Origin of the sequence: Bacillus sp. SW14 (assembly GCF_047608225.1) — a bacterium.
GTDB lineage: Bacteria > Bacillota > Bacilli > Bacillales > Bacillaceae > Bacillus > Bacillus subtilis_G.
Genome location: NZ_JBLKRW010000001.1, coordinates 2,600,025 through 2,626,262 on the forward strand (window position 1 = coordinate 2,600,025; position 26,238 = coordinate 2,626,262).

Sequence of the window (26,238 nt, forward strand, 5' to 3'; positions counted from 1 at the left end):
AAGACGTGAGATCTTACATCATCATATAAGGATTCATATCAATTGAAATCATTACATGCTTTTGTTCAATTTCGCGTTTATAATGTTCCAGTATCTTCTTCAATAAAGCGGATAACTGGGTTTCCTGTTTGTATTTTATCACGCATTGATAGCGATATCTATCTTTGATCCGGGCTATCGGCGACGCGCTAGGCCCGAGAATTTTCGTGTCAGCTCCGCAGTTTGCTTTCAAAAAGTGAGCGATTTTTTCAGCCGTAACAGCTGCTTTCGCCACTTCCTCATGAGAAACCGTCACAAGAGCCAAATAGTAATAAGGCGGATAGGATTGTTCTCTCCTGTGCGCCATTTCATGCTGATAGAATGTTTCATAATCGTGTGACTTCGTCAGCTGGATGCTGTAATGGGACGGTGTGTATGTTTGAATGATGACACGGCCGGGTTTCTCATGCCTTCCCGCCCGGCCGCTGACTTGCGTTAACAGCTGAAATGTTTTTTCGGCCGATCTGAAATCAGGAATATGGAGTGTTGTATCAGCACTTAACACTCCGACAAGTGTGACATTGGGAAAATCAAGCCCTTTCGCGATCATTTGCGTTCCGAGAAGAATATCCGCTTTTCCTTCTCCGAAAGCTGACAATAATTTTTCATGGGCGCCCTTCCTTGAAGTCGTATCAACATCCATCCGAATCACTCTCGCATTTGGCAGAACTTTTGTCAGTTCTTCCTCCACTCGCTGTGTCCCCGTCCCGAAAAAGCGGATATGCTCGCTTGCACATTCGGGACAAGTATGTGGGACAGGCTCTTCATGTCCGCAATAATGGCATTTCAGCCTTTGGCCGTAACGATGATACGTCATGGAAATGTCGCAGTGCGGACATTGCGGGACATATCCGCAATCCCTGCACATCACAAAGGAAGAATAGCCTCTTTTATTTAAAAACAGCACCGCCTGCTCACCCTTGGCAATCGTTTCTTCAAGCTGTTCCATTAATTCAACTGAAAACATTGAGCGATTGCCGTTTCTGAGCTCCTCTCTCATATCGACAAGCGAAACCTCAGGCATCACCTGTTGGTTAACGCGATGCTTCAGCGAAAGAAGTTCATACACGCCCTTTTGGGCCCGTGCATATGACTCTAATGTCGGCGTAGCACTTCCTAACACAACGGGGCAGCTGTGATGCTCAGCCCGCTTGATCGCGACCTCTTTCGCATGATAGCGCGGCATTTCTTCTTGTTTATAAGAGGACTCATGCTCTTCATCGATGATAATCATTCCGAGATTTTCAAACGGAGCAAAAATAGCCGATCTGGCGCCGACGACAAGCCGCACTTCCTTCCGGTGGATTTTACGCCACTCGTCATATTTTTCCCCTGTGGATAATCCGCTGTGCATGACTGCTACCTGAGAGCCGAAACGGCCCTTAAAGCGATTGACCATCTGCGGCGTCAGCGATATTTCCGGTACGAGGACGATGGCTTCTTTTCCTTTCGCCAGTACTTTTTCAATCGATTGCAAATAAATTTCCGTTTTTCCGCTTCCTGTCACGCCGTGAAGGAGGAACACTTTATGTTCATCGTTTTCCAATGTCTGCCGTATTGGCTGAAAGGCAGCGCTCTGTTCGTCTGTCAGCGGGAGCGGCTCTGTTTTTTTGAACATTTTATCCTGATAGGGATCTCTGTAAACCTCCTCATAGCTTTCCTTCAAAAGCCCCTTTTGGATAAGGGTTTTGATGGTCGCAGAGCTTGCACCCGTTTTTTTGCACAAATCTGCCGCAGGAATTTTTACACCTTCCGGCTCAGCGATGAAAAAGTGAAGAATCGCCTGCTGCTTGGCTGCTTGGCGGGATAATTCCTCTGCTTGCTTGGCAAGCTCTTCTATATTCGCATTTGCCTGAATATGCCTGACCACTTTTTTATTCGTTTTTTGCGCGACTTTATATGTCACGTCAATGCTGCCTTTTTGAACATGCTTTTGAATCAGTTTCAGCGTATCGTGATCGGGTATATCTGAATACAGCAGAGTCTTTGTTTCAGAAAACAGCCGATCCACTTGCGGCGGAAGATCGGCGCCCTGTGTGATTTTTAGTTCTTTTTCATATTTTGCCTTTAATGCGGCAGGCAGCATCACTTGAAGCGCCGTTATTTTAAAAGACAGCGTTTTGTCGGACAGCCATGATGACAAATTCATCAGCTCCTCTGTCAAAACAGGTGTAAGATCTAATAAATCCTCTACTTCCTTGACAGATTTCCCCGAGAGATCAGATGCTTCTTTCACAGCTGTCACAAACCCTTGAATTTTACGGGGACCAAATGGAACAATGACCCGCATGCCCGTTTTAATCATGCCTTTGAGATGGTCCGGGATTTTATAATCAAAAGGCCTGTCAATATTTTTAGTGCTGACATCAACGATGACCTCGGCAAAATTCATGATTGCTCTCCAGTTTGTTTTGAGAGGACTGCGATTTCCTGAAGGATTTCAAAAGAAACATCGAGCTTAGACATCATCGGAAGCTCGCGTTTGCGCCCGTCTTCGAAAAAGATTGTCACGATATTCGTATCAGCACCAAAACCGGCCCCATTTGCTTTCACATCATTTGCCACAATCATATCAAGATTTTTAGCGGCGAGCTTTTTGCGCGCATAGTGTTCAACGTCTTGTGTTTCAGCGGCGAAACCAACTAAAAGCTGGGACTGCTTTTTCTCGCCCAATTCTCTTAAAATATCAACCGTTCTTGTCAATTCAAAGGTCATATCGCCGTCTTGTTTTTTCATTTTATGGTCAAATACGGTTTTCGGCGTAAAATCGGCTACCGCAGCTGTTTTAATGACAATATCGCTTGAGTCATACACAGAGAGCACCGCATCGCGCATATCCGCAGCAGATTGAACAGGAATGAACTGAGCCAGACCTTTAGGCTGATCAAGTGAAACAGGGCCAGAGATTAAGGTTACCTGTGCGCCGAGCTGAACAGCAGCCCCCGCTAATGCGTATCCCATTTTACCCGTTGATTTATTGGTGAAAAATCGGACAGGATCAATCGCTTCCCGTGTCGGGCCAGCTGTAATGACCACATGTTTGCCCTCCAAAGGAGCAATTTTTTCTTCAGCAAAATGCTTTTCGGCTAGCTCCACGATATTTTCTGGCTCTTCCAATCTGCCTTTCCCTACGTAACCGCACGCTAAATAACCCTCGCTCGGCTCAATAAAACGATAACCATCCTTATAAAGAACAGAGATATTTCGTTTGACTGCCGGATGGTCATACATGTGAACGTTCATCGCCGGCGCGATCCATACGGGAGCCGTTGCCGCTAACAACGTGGTCGTCAGCATATCATCAGCGATGCCGTTTGCCAATTTTCCAATCACATTTGCCGTAGCCGGTGCCACGATAATCAAGTCGGCCCAGTCTGCAGCATCAATATGAGATATGACAGTTGGATTTTGTTCTTTAAATGTATCTGTATATACTTCATGGCGGCTCAATGCCTGAAATGTCAGCGGTGAGACGAAACGGCATGCTGATTCAGTCATAATCACTTTGACATTTGCTCCTGCTTGAACCAGCTTACTCGTTAACGCACAGGCTTTATAAACAGCGATGCCTCCGCTCACACAAAGTAACACATTTCGATTGTTTAGCAATGACTTCTCCCCCTCTGCACTTTACAAAAACAGCACGGAAAAAAATAACAACCTACATGATATAGGTTGCTACTTGTGCTACTATTCGCGGTCTTCCTTTTCAAACGAAAGCAGGCCTGCATCAATTTCTTCTAAAGCTTTGCCTACATATTTGTGTGAAATCGTATGTTCAATCAGCTGGTCTTTTTTGATTTGCATTTCACGCGCACGTCTCGCAGAAACAGTCACGAGCGTATATTTGGAATCTAATTTATTCATTAATGAGTCAATCGACGGATCTAACATCTGTTATTCAACCTCCAGCATTTTCTTATATCTCGGTGCAACGCGCTCCCGCTTCAAATGTTCAGCGAGAACGATTGCTTTGATCTTATCGCAAGCCTTTTCAACATTATCGTTTTCAACGACATAATCATAAGCATCCATCATTTCGATCTCAGCTTTTGCGGCTTTCATTCGATTTTCAATCAGAGCGTCTGTTTCCGTTCCCCGTGTTACGATTCTGTTCTTCAGTTCAGAAAGGCTTGGAGGAGCAAGGAAAATAAACAGGCCTTCCGGGAAAGCATTCCTCACTTGAAGAGCGCCTTGAACTTCGATTTCTAAAAAGACGTCTTTTCCATCTTGAAGCGTCTGTTCAACATAATCGACAGGAGTGCCGTAATAATTGCCGACATACTCCGCCCATTCAAGCAGCTTGTTGTCTGCAATCATTTGCTCGAATTCTTCTCTCTTTTTGAAAAAATAATCGACTCCGTTCACTTCGCCCTCTCGCGGACTTCTTGTGGTTACCGAGATCGAGTATTCAAATTTTGTGTCTTCCTGCGAAAAGATCGCTTGCCGAACCGTTCCTTTACCAACTCCTGAGGGACCTGAGAGAACGATTAATAACCCTCTTTCTTTCATGCGGCAACTACCCCTGCCCTTCATCCATAATTTCTTCTTTAACAGAAAGTCTGTGTGCAACTGTCTCAGGCTGGACGGCAGATAAGATAATGTGATCACTATCCATGACGACAACTGCACGGGTTCTTCGCCCGTATGTAGCGTCAATTAGCATTCCGCGGTCTCTTGCATCCTGGATCATCCGTTTGATTGGCGCAGACTCCGGGCTGACAATCGAAATCATCCGATTGGCGGAGATAATATTGCCAAATCCGATATTAATCAGTTTAATCGTCATCTTCTACGTTCCCCCTGTAAAGTAGACGTCTCTAGTTTAGCCTAGTAAGACCGTCTGTAAACAATACGCACAGTCACTATTCTATATTTTGCACTTGTTCTTTTATTTTTTCAATAGAACTTTTCATTTCGACGACAAGCTTTGTGATCTGATGATCATTTGCTTTTGAGCCGATTGTATTTGCTTCCCGGTTCAGCTCCTGAACGAGAAAATCGAGTTTGCGCCCGACAGCTCCTCCACCAGCTAATATATCACGAAATTGGGCGAAGTGGCTCTTCAGTCTGGTAATCTCTTCAGAGATATCAGATCGGTCTGCAAAAATAGCGCATTCTGTTACAAGCCGGCTCTCGTCTAACACGTCTTCAGTCCATTCTTTTATTCTGGCGTACAGCTGTTCCCGATAGCGAGATACGACATCGGCTGCCAACAATTCAGTTTCATTCACCAGCTCTTCAAGCTGATCAATATGCATCAGGCAGTCTTTTGCTAAAAGCAGCCCCTCTTTTTCACGCATTTCACAGAGCCCTTTTACCGCTTCCTCTGCAGCAGCGGTGATTAACGCCTCCAGCTTGTCATTTTGCGTCTGTTCTTCATGAATCTGGACGACATGGTCAAGCTTAAAGAAATCCATTACTTCAGGCTCTGCAGCCAATTGATACCGCTTCTTCATATCTCCCGCGGCTGCGACATATTCATCGAGCAGCGGCCAATCAATTTCAAGCCTTTTCTCAACAAGCATATCGCTGTCAACGGACACGAAAAGTTCAATTCTTCCGCGCTGGATATGCTGCAGAATGGTCTGTTTCAGTTTATCTTCAAAATATAGCAAAGGCCTTGGCAAACGAGCGTTCACTTCTTTAAATCTATAGTTCACAGATTTAAGTTCAACGCTTACAGAGAGATCATCTTGTGTTTTGCTCGCACTGCCGAAGCCTGTCATACTTCGTATCATTTTAAAACACCCAATTCTTCCCTGTTCTATAATAAAAGGGCAATAGACATGCTATTACCCCTAAGATTATATCATATGAATTTATTTTTTTCTTGTCAAAAGTGACCCAGCCAGCAAAAAAGTAGGAATGGCGGACATGCCGATGACGAGCATCCAGTCTCCCGGTGTGATGGCTACCGTATGAAAAATCGGCTGAAGCGGCGGATAGTAGATGACGACAAGCATCAGCAACATGGATGACAATACTGCGCCGATTAAGTACAGGTTTTCAAACGGATTTCTGGAAAAAACAGAGGTCTCGCTGCGGCAGTCAAAAACGTGAATCAGCTGAGCCAGCACCAATGTTGCAAACGCGATCGTCTGGGCGTAAGCTAAATTCTCCGGATTCCGGTGATATACAATGATAAACGCTAAAATAGTAGCAGCTCCGATTAAAAATCCTCTGGAGACGACCTTCCATCCAAGCTTGCGGGCAAATACCCCTTCTTTCGGATGACGAGGCTTCCGCTTCATCACGTCTCCTTCCGGCTGATCCATGCCGAGCGCCATTGCCGGCAATCCGTCCGTCACCAAGTTGACCCACAAAATCTGAATCGGCACGAGCGGCAAAGGAAGGGCAAGCAGCATCGCAAACAGCATGACAAGGATTTCTCCGACGTTAGAAGCCAACAGGTATCTGATGAACTTTCTGATATTCTCATAGATGTTTCTGCCCTCTTTTATCGCTGACTTGATCGTCGCAAAATTATCATCCGCGAGAACGAGGGATGACGCTTCTTTGGCCACATCTGTCCCGGTAATGCCCATAGCGACTCCGATGTCAGCTTGTTTAATGGCAGGGGCGTCATTGACGCCGTCTCCCGTCATCGCCACAATATGCCCGTTTTCCTGGTAAGCTTTCACGATTTTCAGTTTATGCTCAGGAGAAACGCGTGCAAATACATACACATCCTCCACCACATGAGAAAGCTCTTCTTGAGAAAGTTCATTCAGCATCCGGCCGTCCATGATTTTGCCGCTTTTCGGAAGGAGGCGCAAGTCTTTCGCTATCGCTTTAGCGGTCTCCAGATGATCGCCTGTAATCATGACAGTCTTGATTCCCGCTTCACGGCATTCTTTAATCGCCTGTCTGACTTCCGGCCGCGGCGGATCAATAATGCCTGAAAGGCCGAGCATCGTCAAATCTTTTTCCGCCTGCTCCATAGACGGTGTTTCACCTGCTTTAATCGGCTTGTAGGCAACTGCTATCGTTCTGAGCGCCTGGGATGCCAAATGTCTTAATACCGACTCTGTTTCTGCTTTTCTCTCATTAGAGAAAAGAGCCGCTGAGCCGTCATAATAAATACGGGAAGAACGCTGCATCAGCACATCCGGTGCACCTTTTGTAATGATATACCTCTTTCTGTCCTGATCCTCTACAATGACAGTCATCATTTTGCGTACAGAATCAAACGGAAACTCTTCAATCACCCGATAATGAGATTCAACAAACTCCTTAGAAAAACCGCCTTTTCTCGCCGCAGTAAGCAGCGCCCCCTCTGTCGGATCTCCGTCAAGCACATATACGCCGTCTCTTATCTCAATATTGGAGTTGTTACAAAGCGCTCCGAACAGCAGCATCTGCTGAAGCGGCATATGCTCATTGACACTAATCTCTTTTTCGTTCAGTGTGAAGCTTCCATTCGGTTCATAGCCGGCCCCTGTTACTCTCCATGTTTTTCCTCCGGACCAGACATGTGTCACCGTCATTTTGTTTTGTGTCATTGTCCCTGTTTTATCTGAACAAATGATAGATGCACATCCAAGCGTTTCAACCGCAGGGAGCTTTCTTACGATTGATTTTTGCTTAATCATCCGCTGTACGCCAAGTGACAGCGCCACTGTCACAATCGCCGGGAGCCCCTCCGGAATAGCAGCTACAGCCAGCGACACACCCGCTAAAAACATACTGTACAGATCATGGCCCTGAATGACACCGACAGCAACGACAAGTACCGTCAGCAGCAACGCAACAACAATTAAAATCTTCCCGAGCTGCTCCAGTCGTCTTTGCAGCGGTGTTGACAGTGTCCCCGCCGATTCAAGCATATCGGCAATTTTCCCCATTGCCGTATTCATTCCTGTTCCGACGACGACCCCGATACCGCTGCCACGGGTCACAATCGTTCCCATAAATGCCATATTCGTAATATCACCGAGCGAAACATCCGGTTTTTTCAATTTGTCGGCATGCTTCACAACCGGGATTGATTCCCCGGTCAGCGCTGATTCTTCTATTTCAAGGCTTTTCGCTTCAACAATTCGAACGTCCGCGCCAATTCTGTCACCGCTCGTAAATTTCACAATATCCCCCGGCACAAGTTCTTTAGAAGGAATCTTTATCCAGCTTCCTCCCCTGAGCGCCATGACATGTGGTGTTGAAAGCTCTTTTAAAGCCTGAAGAGATTGCTCAGCACGCCTTTCTTGAAAGAAACCGAGTATGCCATTCACAAACACAATCGCAATAATCGCAACCGCGTCTACGTATTCACCAAGAAATCCTGAGATTAACGTTGCCGCCAGAAGCACAAGCACCATAAAATCTTTGAACTGCGCGAAAAACAAGAGAAGCGCTGATGTTTTTTTCCCTTCTGCTAGCTCGTTTGGCCCATGCTTGTCGAGGCGTTTTTTCACCTCTTTTTCTGTTAATCCTTGTTTCATGGACGTATTGGTTGCCTCTAGTAAATCTGTTTGCCCCATTTCATGAAACTTCATTCCGCTCGTCCACTCCCCTGCTCTTATAGAGATATCACTCTATAAGCATGCTTATTCTGACTCGTCCCATTTCATGCTATAATTATCGAATGCAGGAAGAATGAGAGGGTGTATTGCATATGTCGTTTGATGGCATGTTTACATACGGAATGACACACGAACTTAACGAGAAAATCATGGGCGGGCGAATTACGAAAGTCCATCAGCCATATAAGCATGATGTGATTTTTCACATTCGCGCGAATGGAAAAAACCAAAAACTATTATTATCGGCACACCCGAGCTATTCACGGGTGCACATCACGACGCAAGCTTATGAAAACCCAAGCGAACCGCCAATGTTTTGCATGCTGCTGAGAAAGCATATCGAAGGCGGATTTATTGAGAAAATTGAACAAGCGGGCTTAGACCGCATTATGATTTTTCATATTAAAAGCCGGAACGAAATAGGCGATGAAACAGTTCGGAAGCTTTATGTGGAAATTATGGGACGCCACAGCAATATCATTTTGACAGATGGAACTGAAAATCTGATCATCGACGGACTTAAGCATTTATCTCCGTCAATGAACAGCTACCGTACAGTACTGCCCGGCCACGATTATAAGCTTCCGCCGGCCCAGAACAAAATCTCGCCGTTCGAGGCGACAGAAGATCACATTTTGCGTCATCTCAGTTTTCAAGAAGGTCGGCTTGATAAACAAATTGTCGACCACTTTTCAGGTGTGTCTCCGCTCTTTGCCAAAGAAACGGTCCACAGAGCGGGCCTGGCCAACAAAGTCACACTGCCAAAAGCGCTGCTGGAGCTGTTTGCGAAAGTAAAAGAACACCGATTCATTCCAAACATTACGACTGTAAATGGAAAGGAATATTTTTATCTGCTGGAGCTGACTCATTTAAAAGGTGAAGCGCGCCGGTTTGATTCATTAAGCGAGCTGCTCGACCGTTTTTATTTCGGAAAAGCTGAACGAGACCGCGTTAAACAACAGGCACAGGACCTTGAACGGTTTGTTGTCAATGAACGGAAGAAAAATGCCAACAAAATCAAAAAATTAGAAAAAACACTGGAGTATTCGGAAAACGCGAAGGAATTTCAGCTATACGGGGAGCTTTTAACTGCTCATTTATATAGGCTGAAAAAAGGTGATAAACAGGCTGAGGTCATTAATTATTACGATGAAAAAAGTCCGACAATCACGATTCCTTTAAATCCTAACAAATCGCCTTCTGAAAACGCACAGGCCTACTTCACGAAGTATCAGAAAGCAAAAAATTCGGTCGCAGTTGTCGAGGAGCAAATCAGACTGGCACAGGAAGAGATTGAATACTTTGATCAGCTGATTCAGCAGCTTTCATCCGCTTCTCCTCGAGATATTAGCGAAATCAGGGAGGAGCTTGTAGAAGGCAAATATTTACGCCCTAAGCAGCAAAAAGGACAGAAAAAACAAAAACCGCACAACCCGGTTTTGGAAACATATGAATCCTCTTCGGGCCTGACAATTTTAGTTGGTAAAAACAACCGCCAAAATGAGTATTTAACGACAAGAGCCGCAGCCAGAGACGATATTTGGCTTCACACGAAGGATATTCCAGGCTCCCACGTTGTGATCAGAAGCAGCGAGCCGGATGAGCAAACAATCATGGAAGCCGCGACGATTGCTGCTTATTTTTCAAAAGCTAAAGATTCAAGTTCAGTGCCTGTAGACTATACAAAAATCAGGCATGTCAAAAAACCGAACGGCGCGAAGCCCGGCTTCGTCACCTATGATAGCCAGCATACCGTCTTTGTCACACCTGATGCTGATACTGTCATCAAGCTGAAAAAAAGCTGAACCGCATGGATAAAGAAAAGCCAGAGCTTTGTATGCTCTGGCCAGCGTGTCGACAAACCCTCGCATTCGTTGTCAGGCCTGCGCGTCGGTGCTCACGAATTCGACATTCGCTGTGCTCCGATGCTCGTCCTTCCTAGACTTCAAGGGTTTTCAATCACGCTGAAAAAACGACAAAACCCTAAAACGCAACCGTTTTAGGGTTTTGTCAACAATCTGAAGCCAGAGCATTTGTATGCTCTGGCTTATTTCTTTCTTCTCGTCTGATAAAGTCTGTCAACTTCAGCGACAAAACCGCCGTCAATCAGCTCACCCACTTTTTCAGCCAGCTCCTTTGTGTGCTTTGGGCTGGCTCCGTTTGTAGAAACAGATACCGTAACATGCCCTCTTTTTACGATTTTCGGTATGTACACATCGCCAAGTTCAGCATCACTGACACAATTGACAAGCTGAAATGGCGAAGCGGTTTGAGCAATCTCTTTGTTGACTGCCGCATTATCCGTTGCGGCAATAATCAAAAACGCATCGAGATAATCTTCTTTTTCAATCGTACGGCTGACCCATCTGATGCGGCGATTGTCTGCCATCTGCTTGATTTCCGGTTCAACATCCGGACTGACAAGCGTAATATCAGCTCCCTCTGAGAGCACCGTTTTCAGTCTTCTGAGAGCGATGCCGCCGCCTCCTGCAATGACAACCTTTTTCTTCTCCAAGCTAATGTGCAGCGGGAGCATATGAACCTCCGTCAAAATCAAATTGTCCTTCAGGGTTTGCAGCGGTTTCGCTCACACGATTCAAAAATGCGTTTTTCACGTGAGGGTGGAAACCGATATAGGAGGAGAGGTAAACATTCGGATTAACAGCCTTTAATTCCTGAACCTCTCGTTCGATTTCATTCATCAGCATGCCCGTAAAAAGCAAATAGGGAACGATAAAGGTTGTTATGCCGGCATCTTCTTTAAGTTCTGAAAAAATCTCTTTGTAATTCGGGCCGCATGCTGTCAAAAAGCACGGGATGACCTCCTTGACCGGAATCATATTTTGAAGAAGGTTGGCAATACCAGTTACATCTCTTTTGACTTCGGGATCTGAACTTCCCCTTCCGATGAGCACGACTCTGGCATTTTCATACGAAACACCTATGTCTTTCATTCGGTGGTATACGGCTTTGACTACTTCTTCGTCAATCCCGATCGGCCTTCCGTATGAAACGCGAACCGAAGGATATCGAGATGCGGCATGCGCAATTTCTTCCGGAATATCATGTTTTGCATGCGCAGCTGTTAAAAGAAGCAGAGGCACCACTGCGATATGAGTGGCGCCTTGTTTCACACATGCTTCAAACCCTGTCTCAATTGTCGGCTCCTGAAGCTCTAAAAAGCTGATTTCCTGTACAGGCGCAGAGACGTGCGCCTTGCATCCTTCCAAAAAGGCCGCGGCTTCTTCCTGCGCCTTTTTCACCCGGCTGCCGTGGCCGACATATAAAATTGCTTGTTTCATTTTTACAACGCCTCGCTTAAATCTTGTTTTTTCAGTTCAGACTCAAACCATTCCAGCTTATAGTGATAATTTACAACATTTCCAATGACAATTAAACTCGGATTTTTAATGTCCTCTTTTATCACCGTTTCTGAAAGGGTATCAACTGTACAAAAAACAGTTTTTTGCTTGTCCGTTGTTCCCCAGTGAATAAAGGCTGCCGGCGTAGATCCGTCCCGGCCGTTTTCAAGGAGCTTTCTTTCAATCTGCTGTATGTTTTTGATACCCATATAGATAACAAGTGTATCAATTCCTGTAGCCAGCGCTTTCCACTTTTCCTCAAAATCCTCTTCTTTTTTATAATGACCCGTTACAAAAGCGACGTTAGAGCCCGCATCACGATGAGTAACAGGAATCCCGGCATAGGCAGCTGCCGCAATTCCTGACGTAATGCCGGGGATGATTTCAAACGGAATTCCGTTTTCTGAGAGGCATTCCGCTTCTTCTCCCCCTCTGCCGAACACAAAAGGGTCTCCGCCTTTCAGTCTGACAACGGTTTTTCCTTTTTGCGCATACTTCACAAGAAATCGATTGATGGTTTCTTGCTTCATCGTATGAAAATCTGGAAGCTTCCCGCAGTAGATCAGGTCTGCTTGCTCTTTGGCATATTGTAAAATCTCTTTATTTACTAATCTGTCATATAAGATGACATCAGCTTTTTCAATGGCTTTCAGCGCTTTAATTGTCAGCAGATCAGGGTCTCCGGGACCCGCTCCTACAATATATACTTTCCCCATCGTATTTCCCCCGATCTATTCGAGTTCTTCCAGAACATTCGCTGTAATGTTGTTCTCGCTTGCATTCCGGCATCTGAGAAGAACACAGCAGATCATACTAGCTCAATTTTTTTTGACAAACTCGATCAGCTGGTTTTTACACGCTTCACGGTCATATTGTCCTGAATCAAGAACAAGCTCCGGTGCTTCCGGCTCTTCATAAGGAGAATCAATTCCTGTGAAGAAGGGAATTTCCCCGTTTCTTGCTTTTTTGTAGAGCCCTTTCGGATCTCTTTGTTCACAAATATCGAGGTCGCATTTAATGTATACCTCATTGAATTCGCCTGCTTCTACAAGCTGGCGAACCTGTTCTCTGTCCTCGCGGAAAGGAGAGATAAAAGCAGTGATCACAATGGTGCCCTGCTGAACAAACAACTTTGCCACCTCTCCGATTCGGCGGATGTTTTCTTTACGGTCTTCATCTGAAAAACCAAGATCCTTATTTAAGCCGTGACGGATATTATCCCCGTCCAGCACAATGACTTGGTAGCCCAGCTCAAACAATTCTCTCGCAGCGGCATTGGCAATGGTTGATTTGCCTGAACCGCTTAACCCTGTCAGCCAGAGAATAGAGCTTTTATGCTTGTTTTTTTGCTGGTACTCCTCTTTTGTAATAGAGGCTTCATGCCATACGATATCGCGATTTGTCACTGCCAGTCCTCCTTAAGATACGCCTGCTTCTTCTTTTTTCTTCATCCCTTTGATTAACACTTCTACGACTTCTGCGCGGCTGAATTCAGCAGGCGGCAGCACACCGTCTCTCAGCATGCCTCTTACCTTAGTGCCTGATAAAATCACGTGATGCTCTCTGCCGTGAGGGCAAGTTTTCGCGGTTCCCATATTCCCGCATTTTTCACAGAAGAAGCTGTGCTCGAATTTCAGCGGTGTAATCCCGAGCTCTTCAGGTTTAAATGTGTCAAACAGCTCCTGTGCTTCATATGTTCCGTAATAGTCACCTACACCCGCGTGGTCGCGGCCGACGATGAAATGCGTGCAGCCGTAGTTCTTTCTGACAAGCGCGTGGAAAATCGCTTCTCTCGGTCCTGCATAACGCATCGCCGCTAAGAAGACGCCGAGGAACACGCGGTCTTTCGGATAATAATTGTCAAGAAGCACTTGGTAGCTTTCCATCCGCACATCAGCTGGGATGTCATCAGATTTTGTTTCACCTACCAGCGGGTTTAAGAACAAACCGTCTACTGTTTCAAGAGCCGTTTTTTGAATGTATTCATGTGCTCTGTGAACAGGATTTCTTGTTTGGAAACCGACAATTGTTTCCCAGCCATTTTCCGCAAACTGGCGTCTTGTTTCTGCCGGTTCAAACGTAAATTCAGGGAACTGTTTTGAAGCTTTTTTAATCAATGTGATCGGTCCGCCGACATATGTATCGCCGCGGCTGAACAGCTTTTTAACACCCGGGTGTTCCTGATCATCGGTTTTGTACACATTGACCGCTTCTTTTTGTTTGTCTGGCACGTACAGGTCTTCAATTTGGATAACGCCGTATGTGTCTCCTTCATACGTTAACTTTACCGTTTCACCGACTGACAGTTCAGCTGCTTTTTGCGCGCCTACCGGGAGCGTGATCGGCAGAGACCAGACAACACCGGAAGAAAGACGCATGTTTTCCACAACAGATACGTAATCCTTTTCATTAAAGAAGCCTTCGATCGGGCTGTAGCCGCCGATTCCAATCAACTCTAAATCGGCAAAAGAAATTAAATCAAGTTCAATTTCTTTTTGAATGCTGCTTACATCAAATGATTCATCTACTCTGTTTACTAATGTTCCTCCGTGAGGTGCTAAACTCATAATATCTATTTCCTCCTAGTTAACATATAAAAAAACTCAGATTAATGATCAGATTCCCCCGCCTTGTTCGTGGACAGAGCGTCTCTCTTTACGTATGGCCTTCATCAGGCTGACGGCACCGACCGTCGCTAAGAGCACGCTTACCATAATAAAGATTGAATAATAATCCGCTTTTAAAAACAAGGATACAAGCATATAAGAAATCGATAAAGATAAAAACGGCGATACAATCCATACCTTCAGCATCGTTTGAACAACTTGTTTATGGAACACATTCGGACCGTTTTTTGCCATGCCTATTCCGATAATAGACGATGAAGTGACTTGCGCCAAAGGCACCGGCATCCCAAATACCGAACTGATGATCACCAGTCCCGCTCCCGTACCGGATAAGAGAATGCCTTCTCCTTTTGAGAATCTCGTAATTTTCTTCCCGTTTGTTTCTAACACACGCCGGCCTAATAACAGCGCGCCAAGAGCAACAAACGCTCCTCCGTACAAAGTTCCTTTCGCGACATCCAGCACACCGGCCGCCACTAACGGGCCAACGGCATTCGCCACGTTGTTCATGCCGGCAGAGAACGCTTCGAAAAATCCGGCACCTAACAATGCAATGCCAAGGAGTTTTTGCTTTTTAGAAGATTTAATTTCAATCTTAAAATAACGAAACAGCTTAAATACGAAATATGTGAAGCCGAAAGCGAACAGCGGGACAAAAACCCAAAACGACACAATGACCAGAAGGCTGTTCACAAACAATACTTTGTAAGCGACTCCCACGCCGACAACAGCGCCGACTGTTACTTCACTTGTCGACAAAGGAATGCCGAGCAGATTAGCCGTAAAGAGCGACAGCGCAGCGGCTCCAATAATAATGCAAACAATCGTCAGTGTAATCGTCTGCTCGGGGATAATTCCGGAACTGATGGTTTTTACAACCTCCCCCCCGCCAATGACCGCCCCAGCAAGCACACCGACTGCGCATAGGATCAAAGCGTAGGTTTTCTTTCTGATGGCTCCAGAGCCGTAAGCAACTCCCATCGAAGCTGCAGCGCCGCTTGCACCAATATTCATCGCGAAAAACAAGCTAAATAAAATAGCGGCTAGTTCCATTTTGCAGCTCCTTATTCATGCAGTCCGCATTCTGTTTTCGCCATGCCATTCCATCTGCCTGAGCGTAAATCCTCTGCGGTAAAAGCAGGAGCCGTACAAGGCGCGCAGCCAATACTTGGATAACCTTGGTCATGAAGCGGATTGTAGTCCAGCTCATTCCGGGATGTGTATCTCCAAATGTCTTTCCAAGTCCAATGGATAAGCGGGCATACTTTTACTGATTTGAATTTTTCATCTTTGTTTAAGAAATTCGTATTGGCACGGCTTGGCCCTTGATCGCGGCGCAGACCGGAAAGCCAGGCCGGATGTCCCGAAAGCGCCTCTCTTAAAGGAACGATCTTTCTGAGATAGCAGCATTGATTCGGTTCTCTTTCCCACAGTTTGTCACCATATTCACCGGCTTGCTGTTCAAGGGTAAGGTCTGGTTTTTTCAGGATGATATGAAGACCAGGATAACGCTCTTTCACTCGTTCAATCGTTTCATATGTTTCTTTAAAATGAAGCCCTGTATCAAGAAACACAATCTCTGCGTCTTTTTTCACTTTATAAATCAAGTCAATCAGAACGATTCCTTCAATTCCGAAACTGCATGCATAAACAAGCTGATTGCCGTAATGGCCGTATGCCCACTTTAAAACTGACAGCGCTCCTTTATAAGGATCGTCTTCCGGAAATGTAATCGTTGGTTCTTCCCAATTATCGTACGTTAACATTTCTTCTTTCCTCCTTTCGGAGACAACAGTAGCTTTCTGCTGGTTGTCTTTTACCAATTGTAATGCGCGGCTGCGGTTATCGCAGTCAGCCTTTTTTCCTCTTAAAATAAAAAACTTTCAATCCGGCGGAAAGAAAGACAGGAACAGCATGTAGCCCTTATCTTTCAAAATGGAATTCATTTTGCTGGAAGTAGCACCTTACAAACTGTGCAGGTTGCCGGGCTTCATAGGTCCAGTCCCTCAGCCGCTCTTGATAAGTTTTTAGATTTGTAGTAAATTTTAGCACAATTCTAACATAAGTCAACCCGACTTTTTTTATAGGATTAATAAAAAAACAGGCTGCAAGGCCTGTTTTCAAGTACAGAAAGGCTTTGGAGCCCTTGTACATCACCGAAATTTATTTGTTATTTTTTAAACCAATCTTTTGACTCGGGATTTTGTTTCCACGTTTTCAGCTTTTCTAAATCGTCTGAATGAATATTTCCGTTTTCAAGCGCGACCTGTGTGAGCGTATCATAATCAGTTAAAGAGTAGTATGGCAGTTCTGCCTTCGCAAACGCTTCCTGCGCTTTAGGCAGTCCGTACGTAAAGATTGAGACGACACCAAGCACTTCACAGCCAGCCGCTTGTAAAGCCGCCGCAGCTTCAAGCACACTGCCTCCTGTGGAAATTAAGTCTTCGATCAAGACCGTTTTTTGGCCTTTTTGAACTTTTCCCTCAATCTGATTGCCTTTTCCGTGCGCTTTCGGCTTACTTCTCACATAACACATCGGAAGATTCAAACGGTCAGCCGCCAGAGCAGCATGAGGAATACCGGCTGTTGCTGTTCCCGCAATCATTTCAGCTTCAGGAAAATGCTCTTCGACAAGCTTGCTGATGCCTGAAGCGACATCATTTCTGACCTCCGGGAATGATAGCGTAAGGCGATTGTCACAATAGATGGGCGATAAAATGCCGCTTGCCCATGTAAATGGCTCGTTCGGGCGTAAAAATACAGCTTGGATGTTTAATAGATGTTTTGCGATGACTTGTTTCATGATTTGATTCCCTCCCATTCGAGTCTGACAGCTTCATAGGCTTTTACCGGGTCTTTCGCTTTTGCAATCGAGCGTCCCACCACAATCGCTGATGAACCTTTCTCTCTTGCAATTGCAGGTGTCGCTACACGGATTTGGTCATTCGCAGCGTCCTCTGACAGCCTGATCCCCGGAGTAACAGTCAAAAATGAAGGCGATACCGCTTCGTAAATGGCTTTTGCTTCATGAACAGAGCAGACCACTCCATCCAGCCCGCTTTCTTCCGCCAGTTTGCTGTAGTGGACGACCGTGTCGATCAGAGCCTTTTCGATCAGCAGTTCATCTTTCATCATTTGTTCAGATGTGCTTGTCAGCTGGGTTACCGCGATAAGGGACGGGCGTTTTTGTCCGGCCGGCGTCCCTTCTTCTAAGCCTTCCAGAGCTGCCTGCATCATTTTTTTGCCCCCGGCCGCATGAACATTGACGAGGTCTACTCCGAGACCGGCAAGGCGCTTCATCGCTTTGTTTACAGTGGTCGGGATGTCATGAAGCTTTAAATCTAAAAACAGCTCGCAATTTCTTTCTTTTAGTTGTTTGACGATAGATGGTCCTTCTTGATAAAAAAGCTCCATCCCAACCTTTACAAATAACGGTTCTTGCTGAAAAGGCGCTAAGAATGCAAGTGTTTCTTCAGCTGTTGCAAAATCAAGCGCGATGATGGGCAGGTTGTTTTTCATGGTTCCAGCTCCTTCCGATGCATTCTTCAATTGATTGATAGCCGTATTGGCGCAAAACAGCTGGGAGCTGGTCTATAATATCTGGGCATGCAAAAGGATTTACAAAGTTTGCTGTACCGACAGCGACCGCGCTTGCTCCCGCAAGAAGAAATTCCAGTGCATCTTCGGCCGTCTGCACGCCTCCCATTCCGATAATCGGGATGTTGACCGCCTGGCTGACTTCATACACCATGCGAATAGCAACCGGCTTCACAGCAGGACCAGAAAGCCCCCCTGTTTTATTCGCTAATATCGGCTTTCCTGATTTTAAATCGAGTCTCATCCCGATTAATGTGTTGATCATCGTAAGACCGTCCGCTCCCGCCTCCTCGATCGCTGATGCAATTTCTGTGATATTTGCCACGTTCGGGGAAAGCTTCACATAAACGGGTACATCTGAAACCTCTTTAACCGCTTTCGTCAAATCAGCAGCCATTTTAGGGTTCGTGCCAAAAGCGATTCCGCCTGTTTTTACATTCGGGCAGGAAATGTTCAATTCAAGTGCATGAACGTTGGGCGCTTTACTGATATGCTCTGCGACTTCTACATAATCCTCGATCTGAGAACCTGCGACATTGGCAATGATCGGTGTTGCAAACTGCTCAAGCCAAGGCAGCTCATTTTGCAAGACGCTTTCCAGCCCTGGGTTTTGCAGACCGATCGCATTGAGCATTCCAGCGCCAGTCTCAGCTACTCTAGGCGTCGGGTTCCCGAAGCGAGGCTCCTTCGTCGTAGCTTTGATCATGATGGCTCCGAGACAAGATAAATCATAAAAACGCGCAAACTCTTTTCCAAAACCGAAGCAGCCTGATGCAGGAATGATCGGATTTTTCAAATCTAGTCCAGGCAATTTCACCTCTAGCATTACAGCGCCACCTCCTGAGCTTTAAATACAGGCCCGTCGAGACATACTTTTACGTAGGATGTCTCACTTTCGTTTGTATGGCACACACACGCGAAGCATGCGCCGATTCCGCAGCCCATTCGTTCCTCCATCGACAGGTAAACTTCTTTATGGGCATATTCCTGTTTTAACGCCTTCAGCATTGGTGTCGGCCCGCAGCTGAGAAGAATGTCAAACTCTAGGTTTTTCTGTTTTATCACATCTGTGACAAATCCGGTTTCCCCATAGCTTCCGTCAGCTGTTGCCACATACGTGTCTCCGTACTGCCGGCACGCTTCTTCGTAAAAAACATCCTTTGCCGATTGGAATCCTAAAACGTGTATGACCTTGACTCCTTTTTCGTTCAAGCGTTTCGACAGCTCTTGGAGAGGGGGCACACCAACACCGCCTCCCACCAGCAAAGCCGTCTTTCCGGGTTTGACTTCATTGACAGGAAAGCCATTTCCCAAAGGCCCGAGGACATCCACAAGCTCTCCCTGCTGCTTTAGCGACAAGAGTCTTGTTCCTTCCCCATCTACTCGATAAATGATGGTGACTTCATTTTTTTCAAAGTTGACGTCGGCGATGCTGATTGGCCTCCTCAATAGAGGCGTAACCGCTTCGCTCACTTTAAGATGAAGGAACTGTCCCGGGGTTGTAAACCCTTGGACAAGCTCCCCTTTCAAAACCATTTGATACACCCGGTCTGCAATTTGCTGGTTAGAACATACTGTCAAATACGCTTTTTTCATATAGTGATTGCCGCCTCCTGATTTGTGTTGACTGCCGGCATTTGATCAGCACGGAATGTCATGCTTTCCAGCACTCGCAATATCGCTTCTGCCGTATCTAAAGATGTTAAGCAGGCAACACCGTTTTCTACTGATTCACGTCTGATTCTAAATCCGTCTCTTGCTGGCTGCTTTCCTTTTGTCAGCGTATTGATGACAAACTGCGCTTCTCCGTTTCTGATCACGTCAAGCAAGTTCGGGCCGTCCTGGCCGATTTTCCCGACCACCTTCGCAGGAATTGAAGCTTCTTTCAGGTAACCCGCCGTTCCTTCCGTCGCTAAAATGTTGTAGCCGATCGCATGGAACCGCTTAGCGATGGCAAGCCCTTCTTCTTTGTCCTTATCAGCCACTGTTAAAAGCACGGAACCGTAGTTAGGGATTTGAATGCCTGAAGCGATCAAGGCTTTATAGAGCGCCTTTTCAAGGGTTGAATCTTTCCCCATGACCTCACCTGTTGATTTCATTTCAGGCCCTAACGTAATGTCCACTCTTCTCAACTTAGCGAAGGAGAAGACCGGCGCTTTTACAAATACACCCTGCTGTTCAGGCTGAAGGCCCTCTGTATAGCCAAACGCTTCCAGCTTTTGCCCAAGAATGACTTTTGTGGCTAGGTTCGCCATTGGGATACCCGTAATTTTGCTTAAGAACGGTACGGTTCTGCTTGATCTCGGATTCACTTCGAGCACGTACACTTCGCCTTGTGACAGTACGAATTGAATGTTGAGCAAACCGACAATATTCAGCCCTTTGGCTAATGCGATCGTATATTGTTCAATTTTTTTCTTAATGTCTTCTGTGAGTGACTGAGGCGGATAAACGGCGATTGAGTCTCCGGAGTGAACGCCCGCCCGTTCAATGTGCTCCATAATTCCCGGGATTACAACTGTTTCACCGTCAGATACCGCATCCACTTCAATTTCTTTCCCTGTTAAATATCTGTCAATTAATACTGGGTGCTGCGGATTGATTTTGACTGCGTTTTTCATGTAATGAAGCAGTTCTTCCTCATGATACACAATCTCCATCGCCCGGCCGCCAAGTACATAGGACGGGCGCACCAGTACCGGATAGCCGATGTCACTCGCGATGCTTACCGCCTGATCAACTGATGTCGCTGTTTTGCCAAGCGGCTGCGGAACACCAAGTGCTCCAAGCGCTTGTTCAAATTTATCCCGGTCTTCCGCACGGTCTAAATCCTCTAATGAAGTCCCAAGGATTTTCACTCCGCGTGCAGAAAGCTCATCAGCAAGGTTAATGGCAGTTTGTCCGCCAAACTGTACGACAACGCCCATTGGCTGTTCGAGGTCAATGATGTGCATCACATCTTCAATCGTAAGCGGCTCAAAGTACAGCTTGTCCGAGATACTGAAATCTGTAGAAACGGTTTCCGGGTTGTTATTGACAATAATGGCTTCGTAGCCTGCCTGTTTGATTGCCCACACAGAGTGAACAGTGGCGTAATCGAACTCAACCCCCTGACCGATTCGGATCGGACCGGAACCAAGCACGATCACACTTTTCTTATCCGTAACGACTGACTCATTTTCTTCTTCATATGTGCTGTAGAAGTATGGCGTTTCCGATTCAAACTCCGCCGCGCACGTATCTACCATTTTGAATACGGGCGCAATTGCCGCTTGTTTTCTCGAGCTGTAAAGCTCCAATTCTTTCATTTTCCACTCACGGCTGATGTACTTATCAGAGAATCCGAGTTCTTTTGCCCGTCTCAGCACATCCGTATCGCCCACATTTGCCTTCAGTTCTTTTTCAAACTTTACGATTCCCAAAAGCTTATGCAAGAAGAAGACATCGATAGCTGAAAATTCATGGAGGGCTTCTACCGTGTAGCCTCTTCTGTACGCTTCAGCTAAGTAGAATAAGCGTTCATCACCGGCCTTTTTAATTCGCTTTTCAAGAAGCTCATCTGAAATGTCGGCAGCGTCTTTCAATTCCAAGTGATACACATCCGCTTCCAGTGAACGCACAGCCTTCAGCAATGACTCCTCAAGCGTGCGGCCGATCGCCATGACCTCTCCTGTCGCTTTCATTTGCGTGCCGAGCTTTCTGTTTGCTGATTCAAACTTATCAAACGGCCAGCGCGGAATTTTGGATACGACATAGTCAAGAGCCGGTTCAAATGCTGCATATGTTTTTCCTGTCACTGGGTTCATCATTTCATCTAATGAAAGGCCGACTGCAATTTTAGCAGCGAGCTTTGCAATCGGATATCCTGTCGCTTTTGACGCAAGGGCAGATGAACGGCTGACACGCGGGTTTACTTCAATAATGTAGTATTGGAAGCTGTCTGGATCTAAAGCGAGCTGGACGTTACATCCGCCTTCAATTCCAAGCGCGCGGATCAGTTTTAACGATACATTCCGCAAGAGCTGATATTCGCGGTCGCTGAGCGTTTGGCTCGGCGCTACTACAATGCTGTCTCCAGTGTGGATTCCGACTGGATCAATGTTCTCCATGTTACAAACAACGATGGCGTGATCCTGGCTGTCTCTCATGACTTCATACTCGATTTCTTTATAACCGGCGATGCTTTTTTCAAGCAGACACTGGTGAACCGGACTTAATTTTAAGCCGTTCTCAACAATCTCCTTCAGCTCGGTTTCATTCGAGCAGATGCCTCCGCCTGTTCCGCCTAATGTATATGCCGGGCGGACAATGACAGGGAATCCAATTTGGCTGACGAAGGTTTCTGCTTCTTCCAGGGAGTGGATGATTTCACTTTCAGGCACCGGTTCATTCAGTTCGTTCATTAATGTTCTGAACAAGTCGCGATCTTCAGCCTGCTGAATCGCAGACAGCTTCGTGCCAAGCACTTCGACGCCGCACTCTTCCAGCACGCCTCTTTCAGAAAGCTCAACCGCAAGATTCAAACCGGTTTGGCCTCCAAGAGTAGGAAGAATGGCATTCGGGCGCTCTTTTCTGATGATTCGAGTCAGGAATTCAGGAGTGAGCGGTTCGATGTAAACCCGGTCAGCCATTTCAGTATCTGTCATGATTGTGGCGGGGTTTGAGTTGACAAGAATGACTTCATAGCCTTCTTCTTTCAAAGCAAGGCAGGCTTGCGTTCCCGCATAATCAAATTCTGCTGCTTGGCCTATGATGATCGGTCCAGACCCGATTACTAAAATTTTGTTAATGTCTACGCGTTTTGGCATACCGCTTCCCCTTCTTTCTCTGTTGTGTCGATCATTTCGATGAATCTGTCAAATAGATGGTTGGCATCCTCAGGACCAGGTGAAGCTTCAGGATGATATTGAACCGTAAATGCCGGCTGTGTTTTATGCTTCAGCCCTTCAATCGTATCGTCGTTAATTGCGATATGTGTCACTTCAAGTTCCGTTTCGCTGATGGATGACACTGTATAGCCATGGTTTTGAGATGTTAAGGCGACTTTTCCGGTTGCCAGCTCTTTTACCGGGTGGTTTGAACCCCTGTGGCCGAATTTCATTTTTTCAGTATTCGCTCCGCACGCCAGCGCGAATAATTGGTGGCCGAGACATATTCCGAATAATGGCACTTTACCGAGAATACCTTTGATCATTTCAATCGCTTCAGGCACATCTTTCGGATCTCCAGGTCCGTTAGAAAGCATGATGCCATCCGGTTTCAGCTGAAGCACTTCTTCCGCTGTAATGTTGTAAGGCACAACGATGACGTCACATTTCCGTTTGTTCAGCTCTCTTAGAATCCCGTGCTTCATGCCGAAGTCAACCAAGACGATGCGTTTGCCTCTTCCCGGGCTCGGATATGCTGTTTTGGCTGATACTTGAGATACTTGATTTCTCGGCAGTTCAGTTTCATCAAGCCTTTTCAGCACTGCTTCGATATCTTCATCAGGTGAAGCGAATGTTCCTTTTAGCGCGCCTGCCGTGCGGATCATTCTTGTTAGCTTTCTTGTATCAATTCCCTGCAGTCCGGGAATGTTTTTCATTTTTAAATATTCGTCTAAGGTGTATGCTGAACGCCAGTTGGAAGGCAGTTCACATAATTCTTTGACGATCAGCCCTTTTACAAAAGGGGTAATGGATTCAAAATCATCACGGTTAATGCCGTAATTTCCGATAAGCGGATACGTTAATGTTACGATCTGCCCGCAGTAAGAAGGATCAGATAAAATTTCCTGATAGCCTGTCATCCCAGTGTTAAAAACGACTTCTCCCATGCTGTTTTCTAAGCTTCCGAAGGCTTTCCCCTCGAATACCGCTCCGTTTTCCAGTACTAATCGTCTCTTCATTTGACAAGTCTCCCTTCTTCATAAGCAAGCTTCCCCGCCGCAATTGTAGCGACCGGCCAGCCGGTGCAGCTGATGCCGTTGAATGGTGTATTTTTTCCTTTTGACAAAAATGTCTCTTTCTCTATCACTGCTTCTTTTTCCAAATCAATTAACGTAATATCAGCAACTTGCCCCGTTTGTAATGTTCCGTATGGGAGACCGAACGCTTCGCATGGTTTAATTGTCATATAGTCAATCAGCTGTTTCAGCGACCAGCTGCCATTTTTGACAAAGTGTGTGTATAGAAGCGGGAACGCTGTTTCTAAGCCGACAATTCCGAATGGCGCAAGCTTCATTTCTGTATTTTTCTCTTCTTCTGTATGCGGCGCATGGTCTGTTGCGATAAAATCAATCGTTCCGTCTAAAAGACCTTCGATTAAAGCAGCTCTGTCTTCTGCGCTGCGGAGCGGAGGATTCATTTTATAATTTGTGTCCAGCCCCGGAATGTCCTCATCACAAAGCAGCAAATGGTGTGGTGACACTTCTGCTGTCACTCTGATTCCTGCTTTTTTCGCATCACGTACGACCCTGACAGACTCTTTCGTGCTGATATGGCATACATGGTAATGGCAGCCTGCCGCCTCAGCCAGCAATACATCGCGGGCAATATGAACCGATTCACACACAGAAGGAATGCCGTTGAGCCCGTTTGCTTTTGAGAATGTCCCCTCATGCACACTTCCTCCGTAAATTAAAGAGTTGTCTTCGCAATGTGCAACAATCGCTTTGTCAATTGCGGCTGCCCGCTTCATCGCTTCATACATCATTCCTGCTGTCTGTATACCGACGCCGTCATCTGTAAAAGCAAATGCTCCGGCTTCTTTTAAAGCTTCAAAGTTTGTCATCTCATCACCGATTTGTCTGATCGTAATGGACGCATATGGAAGAACTCTGACGCATGAGGTTTCTTTAATTCTGTTTTGCACCCATTCCATCTGCTCCTTCGTATCAGGAACCGGCCGCGTATTCGGCATTGTTGCCACTGTTGTATAACCGCCGCGCGCCGCTGCTTTTGCTCCGGTTTCAATGGTTTCTTTCTTCTCACCGCCTGGCTCTCTGAAGTGTACGTGGAGATCAACAAACCCAGGTGAAACGAGCAATCCTTTTGCATCAATTACCGTTTCTTTATCCGCTGCATCAAGCTTTCCGATTTCGGAGATGATTTCTCCTGTCACTCGAATATCCGCTTCTGTTTTTTCACCATTTTCGTTAAGTATCCAGCCGTTTTTAATGAGATATGACATACGCTGCTTCTCCTCTTTTCACATTGGTTTGTAAGGCACGCTGTATCACTGCCATTCTGATAAATACACCATTTTGCATTTGCTTGAATATTCTTGATTTATTACTTTCTACTAAGCTGTCATCAATCTCCACTCCCCTGTTTACCGGAGCCGGATGCATAATGATCGCATGCTGCTTCATACGCTCAGCCCGTTCTACGGTCAAGCCGTATTGGTTTAAATAACCTTTCTGGCTGACAGCGGACTGATGTCTTTCATTTTGAATGCGGAGCAGCATCACGACATCGGAAGACTCAACTGCTTCATCCATTGAGACATACGTGCCGAATGTGTTTTCTTCATCCTGCCATTCCGAAGGACCGGAAAACAGGACGCGGGCACCGAGTCTTGCCAAAACTTCCGCATTCGATCTTGCCACTCTGCTGTGCTTTATATCGCCGTGAATGGAGACGGTAAGCCCTTTGAACGTATTGAACTCTTCATAAATCGTCATGACATCAAGCAGTGATTGTGTCGGATGCTGGCCGCATCCGTCACCCGCATTCAGAATCGGGATATTCACCTGGCTGACAAGCTCTTTATAGTACTCATCCTCACTGTGCCTGATGACGCACACGTCTACACCGATTGATTCGAGCGTCCGTATGGTGTCATATAGGGTTTCGCCTTTTTGCACGCTTGTGCTTGTTCCATCAAGATTCAGGACATTCATGCCCAGCTTTTTTTCCGCGACTTCAAAGCTGAACCGCGTCCTCGTGCTCGGTTCAAAAAACAGGTTCGCTGCAAATTTCCCCGCAAGCCCATTGTCTGTGTTTCCGCTTTTGAGGTCGCGTGCTGTTTGAAGCAAATCTTTGATTTCCTCAGTGCTGAGTTCACTCATCGTCGTTAAATGCTTCATGTTTTTTCCCCTCTCATTTCAAC

Annotated in this window: 23 protein-coding genes and 1 riboswitch; of the genes, 1 reads left to right on the forward strand and 22 read right to left on the reverse strand. The window is 46.0% G+C overall.

The features are described from left to right. Window positions 1-13: 13 nt before the first annotated feature. The 7 genes from priA to ACMX2I_RS13405 all read right to left on the reverse strand — a co-directional run bounded on the left by priA (window position 14) and on the right by ACMX2I_RS13405 (window position 8,534). Window positions 14-2,431, reverse strand: a complete 2,418-nt coding sequence (gene priA / locus ACMX2I_RS13375; protein WP_414957190.1) for a primosomal protein N' — start codon at window positions 2,429-2,431, stop codon at window positions 14-16. Beyond that, window positions 2,428-3,648: a bifunctional phosphopantothenoylcysteine decarboxylase/phosphopantothenate--cysteine ligase CoaBC gene (gene coaBC / locus ACMX2I_RS13380; RefSeq protein ID WP_414957191.1), complete on the reverse strand. Its 1,221-nt coding sequence runs from the start codon at window positions 3,646-3,648 to the stop codon at window positions 2,428-2,430. The genes priA and coaBC overlap by 4 nt, the downstream gene beginning before the upstream one ends. Window positions 3,649-3,729: 81 nt before the next feature. Next, a complete protein-coding gene (rpoZ, locus tag ACMX2I_RS13385; RefSeq protein WP_087992101.1) occupies window positions 3,730-3,933 on the reverse strand; it encodes a DNA-directed RNA polymerase subunit omega in 204 nt (67 codons plus the stop codon). A 3-nt stretch (window positions 3,934-3,936) separates the two neighbouring features. Next, a complete protein-coding gene (gene gmk, locus ACMX2I_RS13390) occupies window positions 3,937-4,551 on the reverse strand; it encodes a guanylate kinase (protein ID WP_394714881.1) in 615 nt (204 codons plus the stop codon). Between the two features lie 7 nt (window positions 4,552-4,558). Then, window positions 4,559-4,828, reverse strand: coding sequence for an extracellular matrix/biofilm regulator RemA (gene remA, locus ACMX2I_RS13395; protein WP_003154355.1), 270 nt, complete (start codon window positions 4,826-4,828; stop codon window positions 4,559-4,561). Between the two features lie 76 nt (window positions 4,829-4,904). After that, window positions 4,905-5,780, reverse strand: coding sequence for a YicC/YloC family endoribonuclease (locus ACMX2I_RS13400; protein WP_414957192.1), 876 nt, complete (start codon window positions 5,778-5,780; stop codon window positions 4,905-4,907). An 81-nt stretch (window positions 5,781-5,861) separates the two neighbouring features. Next, window positions 5,862-8,534: a calcium-translocating P-type ATPase, SERCA-type gene (locus ACMX2I_RS13405; RefSeq protein ID WP_414957193.1), complete on the reverse strand. Its 2,673-nt coding sequence runs from the start codon at window positions 8,532-8,534 to the stop codon at window positions 5,862-5,864. A 119-nt stretch (window positions 8,535-8,653) separates the two neighbouring features. Here ACMX2I_RS13405 and rqcH point away from each other — a divergent pair, with 119 nt between their 5' ends. Then, the gene (gene rqcH, locus ACMX2I_RS13410; RefSeq protein ID WP_414957194.1) at window positions 8,654-10,366 is read left to right on the forward strand and encodes a tRNA modification protein RqcH; all 1,713 of its coding nucleotides are present in this window, start codon (window positions 8,654-8,656) and stop codon (window positions 10,364-10,366) included. A 242-nt stretch (window positions 10,367-10,608) separates the two neighbouring features. Here rqcH and sirC read toward each other — a convergent pair whose 3' ends face one another. The 15 genes from sirC to ACMX2I_RS13485 form a co-directional block, all read right to left on the reverse strand. After that, complete coding sequence (sirC, locus tag ACMX2I_RS13415) at window positions 10,609-11,097, reverse strand: precorrin-2 dehydrogenase (protein WP_414957195.1); 489 nt, start codon at window positions 11,095-11,097, stop codon at window positions 10,609-10,611. After that, complete coding sequence (gene sirB, locus ACMX2I_RS13420; protein ID WP_414957196.1) at window positions 11,078-11,863, reverse strand: sirohydrochlorin chelatase; 786 nt, start codon at window positions 11,861-11,863, stop codon at window positions 11,078-11,080. The genes sirC and sirB overlap by 20 nt, the downstream gene beginning before the upstream one ends. 2 nt (window positions 11,864-11,865) lie before the next feature. Continuing rightward, a complete protein-coding gene (gene cobA, locus ACMX2I_RS13425) occupies window positions 11,866-12,639 on the reverse strand; it encodes a uroporphyrinogen-III C-methyltransferase (protein ID WP_289347161.1) in 774 nt (257 codons plus the stop codon). Between the two features lie 102 nt (window positions 12,640-12,741). Beyond that, window positions 12,742-13,329, reverse strand: coding sequence for an adenylyl-sulfate kinase (gene cysC, locus ACMX2I_RS13430; protein WP_414957197.1), 588 nt, complete (start codon window positions 13,327-13,329; stop codon window positions 12,742-12,744). Between the two features lie 12 nt (window positions 13,330-13,341). Continuing rightward, a complete protein-coding gene (sat, locus tag ACMX2I_RS13435) occupies window positions 13,342-14,490 on the reverse strand; it encodes a sulfate adenylyltransferase (RefSeq protein WP_414957198.1) in 1,149 nt (382 codons plus the stop codon). A 48-nt stretch (window positions 14,491-14,538) separates the two neighbouring features. Then, window positions 14,539-15,603, reverse strand: a complete 1,065-nt coding sequence (gene cysP, locus ACMX2I_RS13440) for a sulfate permease (protein WP_414957199.1) — start codon at window positions 15,601-15,603, stop codon at window positions 14,539-14,541. A gap of 11 nt (window positions 15,604-15,614) precedes the next feature. Next, the gene (locus ACMX2I_RS13445; RefSeq protein ID WP_148961866.1) at window positions 15,615-16,316 is read right to left on the reverse strand and encodes a phosphoadenylyl-sulfate reductase; all 702 of its coding nucleotides are present in this window, start codon (window positions 16,314-16,316) and stop codon (window positions 15,615-15,617) included. Window positions 16,317-16,470: 154 nt separating this feature from the next. Beyond that, a riboswitch (SAM riboswitch) is annotated at window positions 16,471-16,576 on the reverse strand. 144 nt (window positions 16,577-16,720) lie between these two features. Next, on the reverse strand, window positions 16,721-17,353 hold the full coding sequence (pyrE, locus tag ACMX2I_RS13450) for an orotate phosphoribosyltransferase (RefSeq protein ID WP_414957200.1): 633 nt from the start codon (window positions 17,351-17,353) through the stop codon (window positions 16,721-16,723). After that, window positions 17,350-18,069, reverse strand: a complete 720-nt coding sequence (gene pyrF, locus ACMX2I_RS13455; protein WP_414957201.1) for an orotidine-5'-phosphate decarboxylase — start codon at window positions 18,067-18,069, stop codon at window positions 17,350-17,352. The genes pyrE and pyrF overlap by 4 nt, the downstream gene beginning before the upstream one ends. Then, window positions 18,038-18,973 carry a dihydroorotate dehydrogenase gene (locus ACMX2I_RS13460; RefSeq protein WP_087992115.1) on the reverse strand — a complete coding sequence of 312 codons (936 nt, stop codon included), beginning with the start codon at window positions 18,971-18,973 and terminating at the stop codon, window positions 18,038-18,040. The genes pyrF and ACMX2I_RS13460 overlap by 32 nt, the downstream gene beginning before the upstream one ends. Next, on the reverse strand, window positions 18,973-19,743 hold the full coding sequence (pyrK, locus tag ACMX2I_RS13465) for a dihydroorotate oxidase B electron transfer subunit (RefSeq protein ID WP_087992116.1): 771 nt from the start codon (window positions 19,741-19,743) through the stop codon (window positions 18,973-18,975). The genes ACMX2I_RS13460 and pyrK overlap by 1 nt, the downstream gene beginning before the upstream one ends. Further along, window positions 19,740-22,955, reverse strand: coding sequence for a carbamoyl-phosphate synthase (glutamine-hydrolyzing) large subunit (gene carB / locus ACMX2I_RS13470; protein WP_414957202.1), 3,216 nt, complete (start codon window positions 22,953-22,955; stop codon window positions 19,740-19,742). Before carB ends, pyrK begins: the two co-directional genes overlap by 4 nt. Beyond that, window positions 22,940-24,034: a carbamoyl phosphate synthase small subunit gene (locus tag ACMX2I_RS13475; protein ID WP_087992118.1), complete on the reverse strand. Its 1,095-nt coding sequence runs from the start codon at window positions 24,032-24,034 to the stop codon at window positions 22,940-22,942. Before ACMX2I_RS13475 ends, carB begins: the two co-directional genes overlap by 16 nt. After that, entirely contained in the window at window positions 24,031-25,317 is a 1,287-nt protein-coding gene (locus ACMX2I_RS13480) for a dihydroorotase (protein ID WP_414957203.1), read from the reverse strand. Before ACMX2I_RS13480 ends, ACMX2I_RS13475 begins: the two co-directional genes overlap by 4 nt. Further along, window positions 25,301-26,215, reverse strand: coding sequence for an aspartate carbamoyltransferase catalytic subunit (locus ACMX2I_RS13485; protein WP_414957204.1), 915 nt, complete (start codon window positions 26,213-26,215; stop codon window positions 25,301-25,303). Before ACMX2I_RS13485 ends, ACMX2I_RS13480 begins: the two co-directional genes overlap by 17 nt. Window positions 26,216-26,238 lie beyond the last annotated feature (23 nt).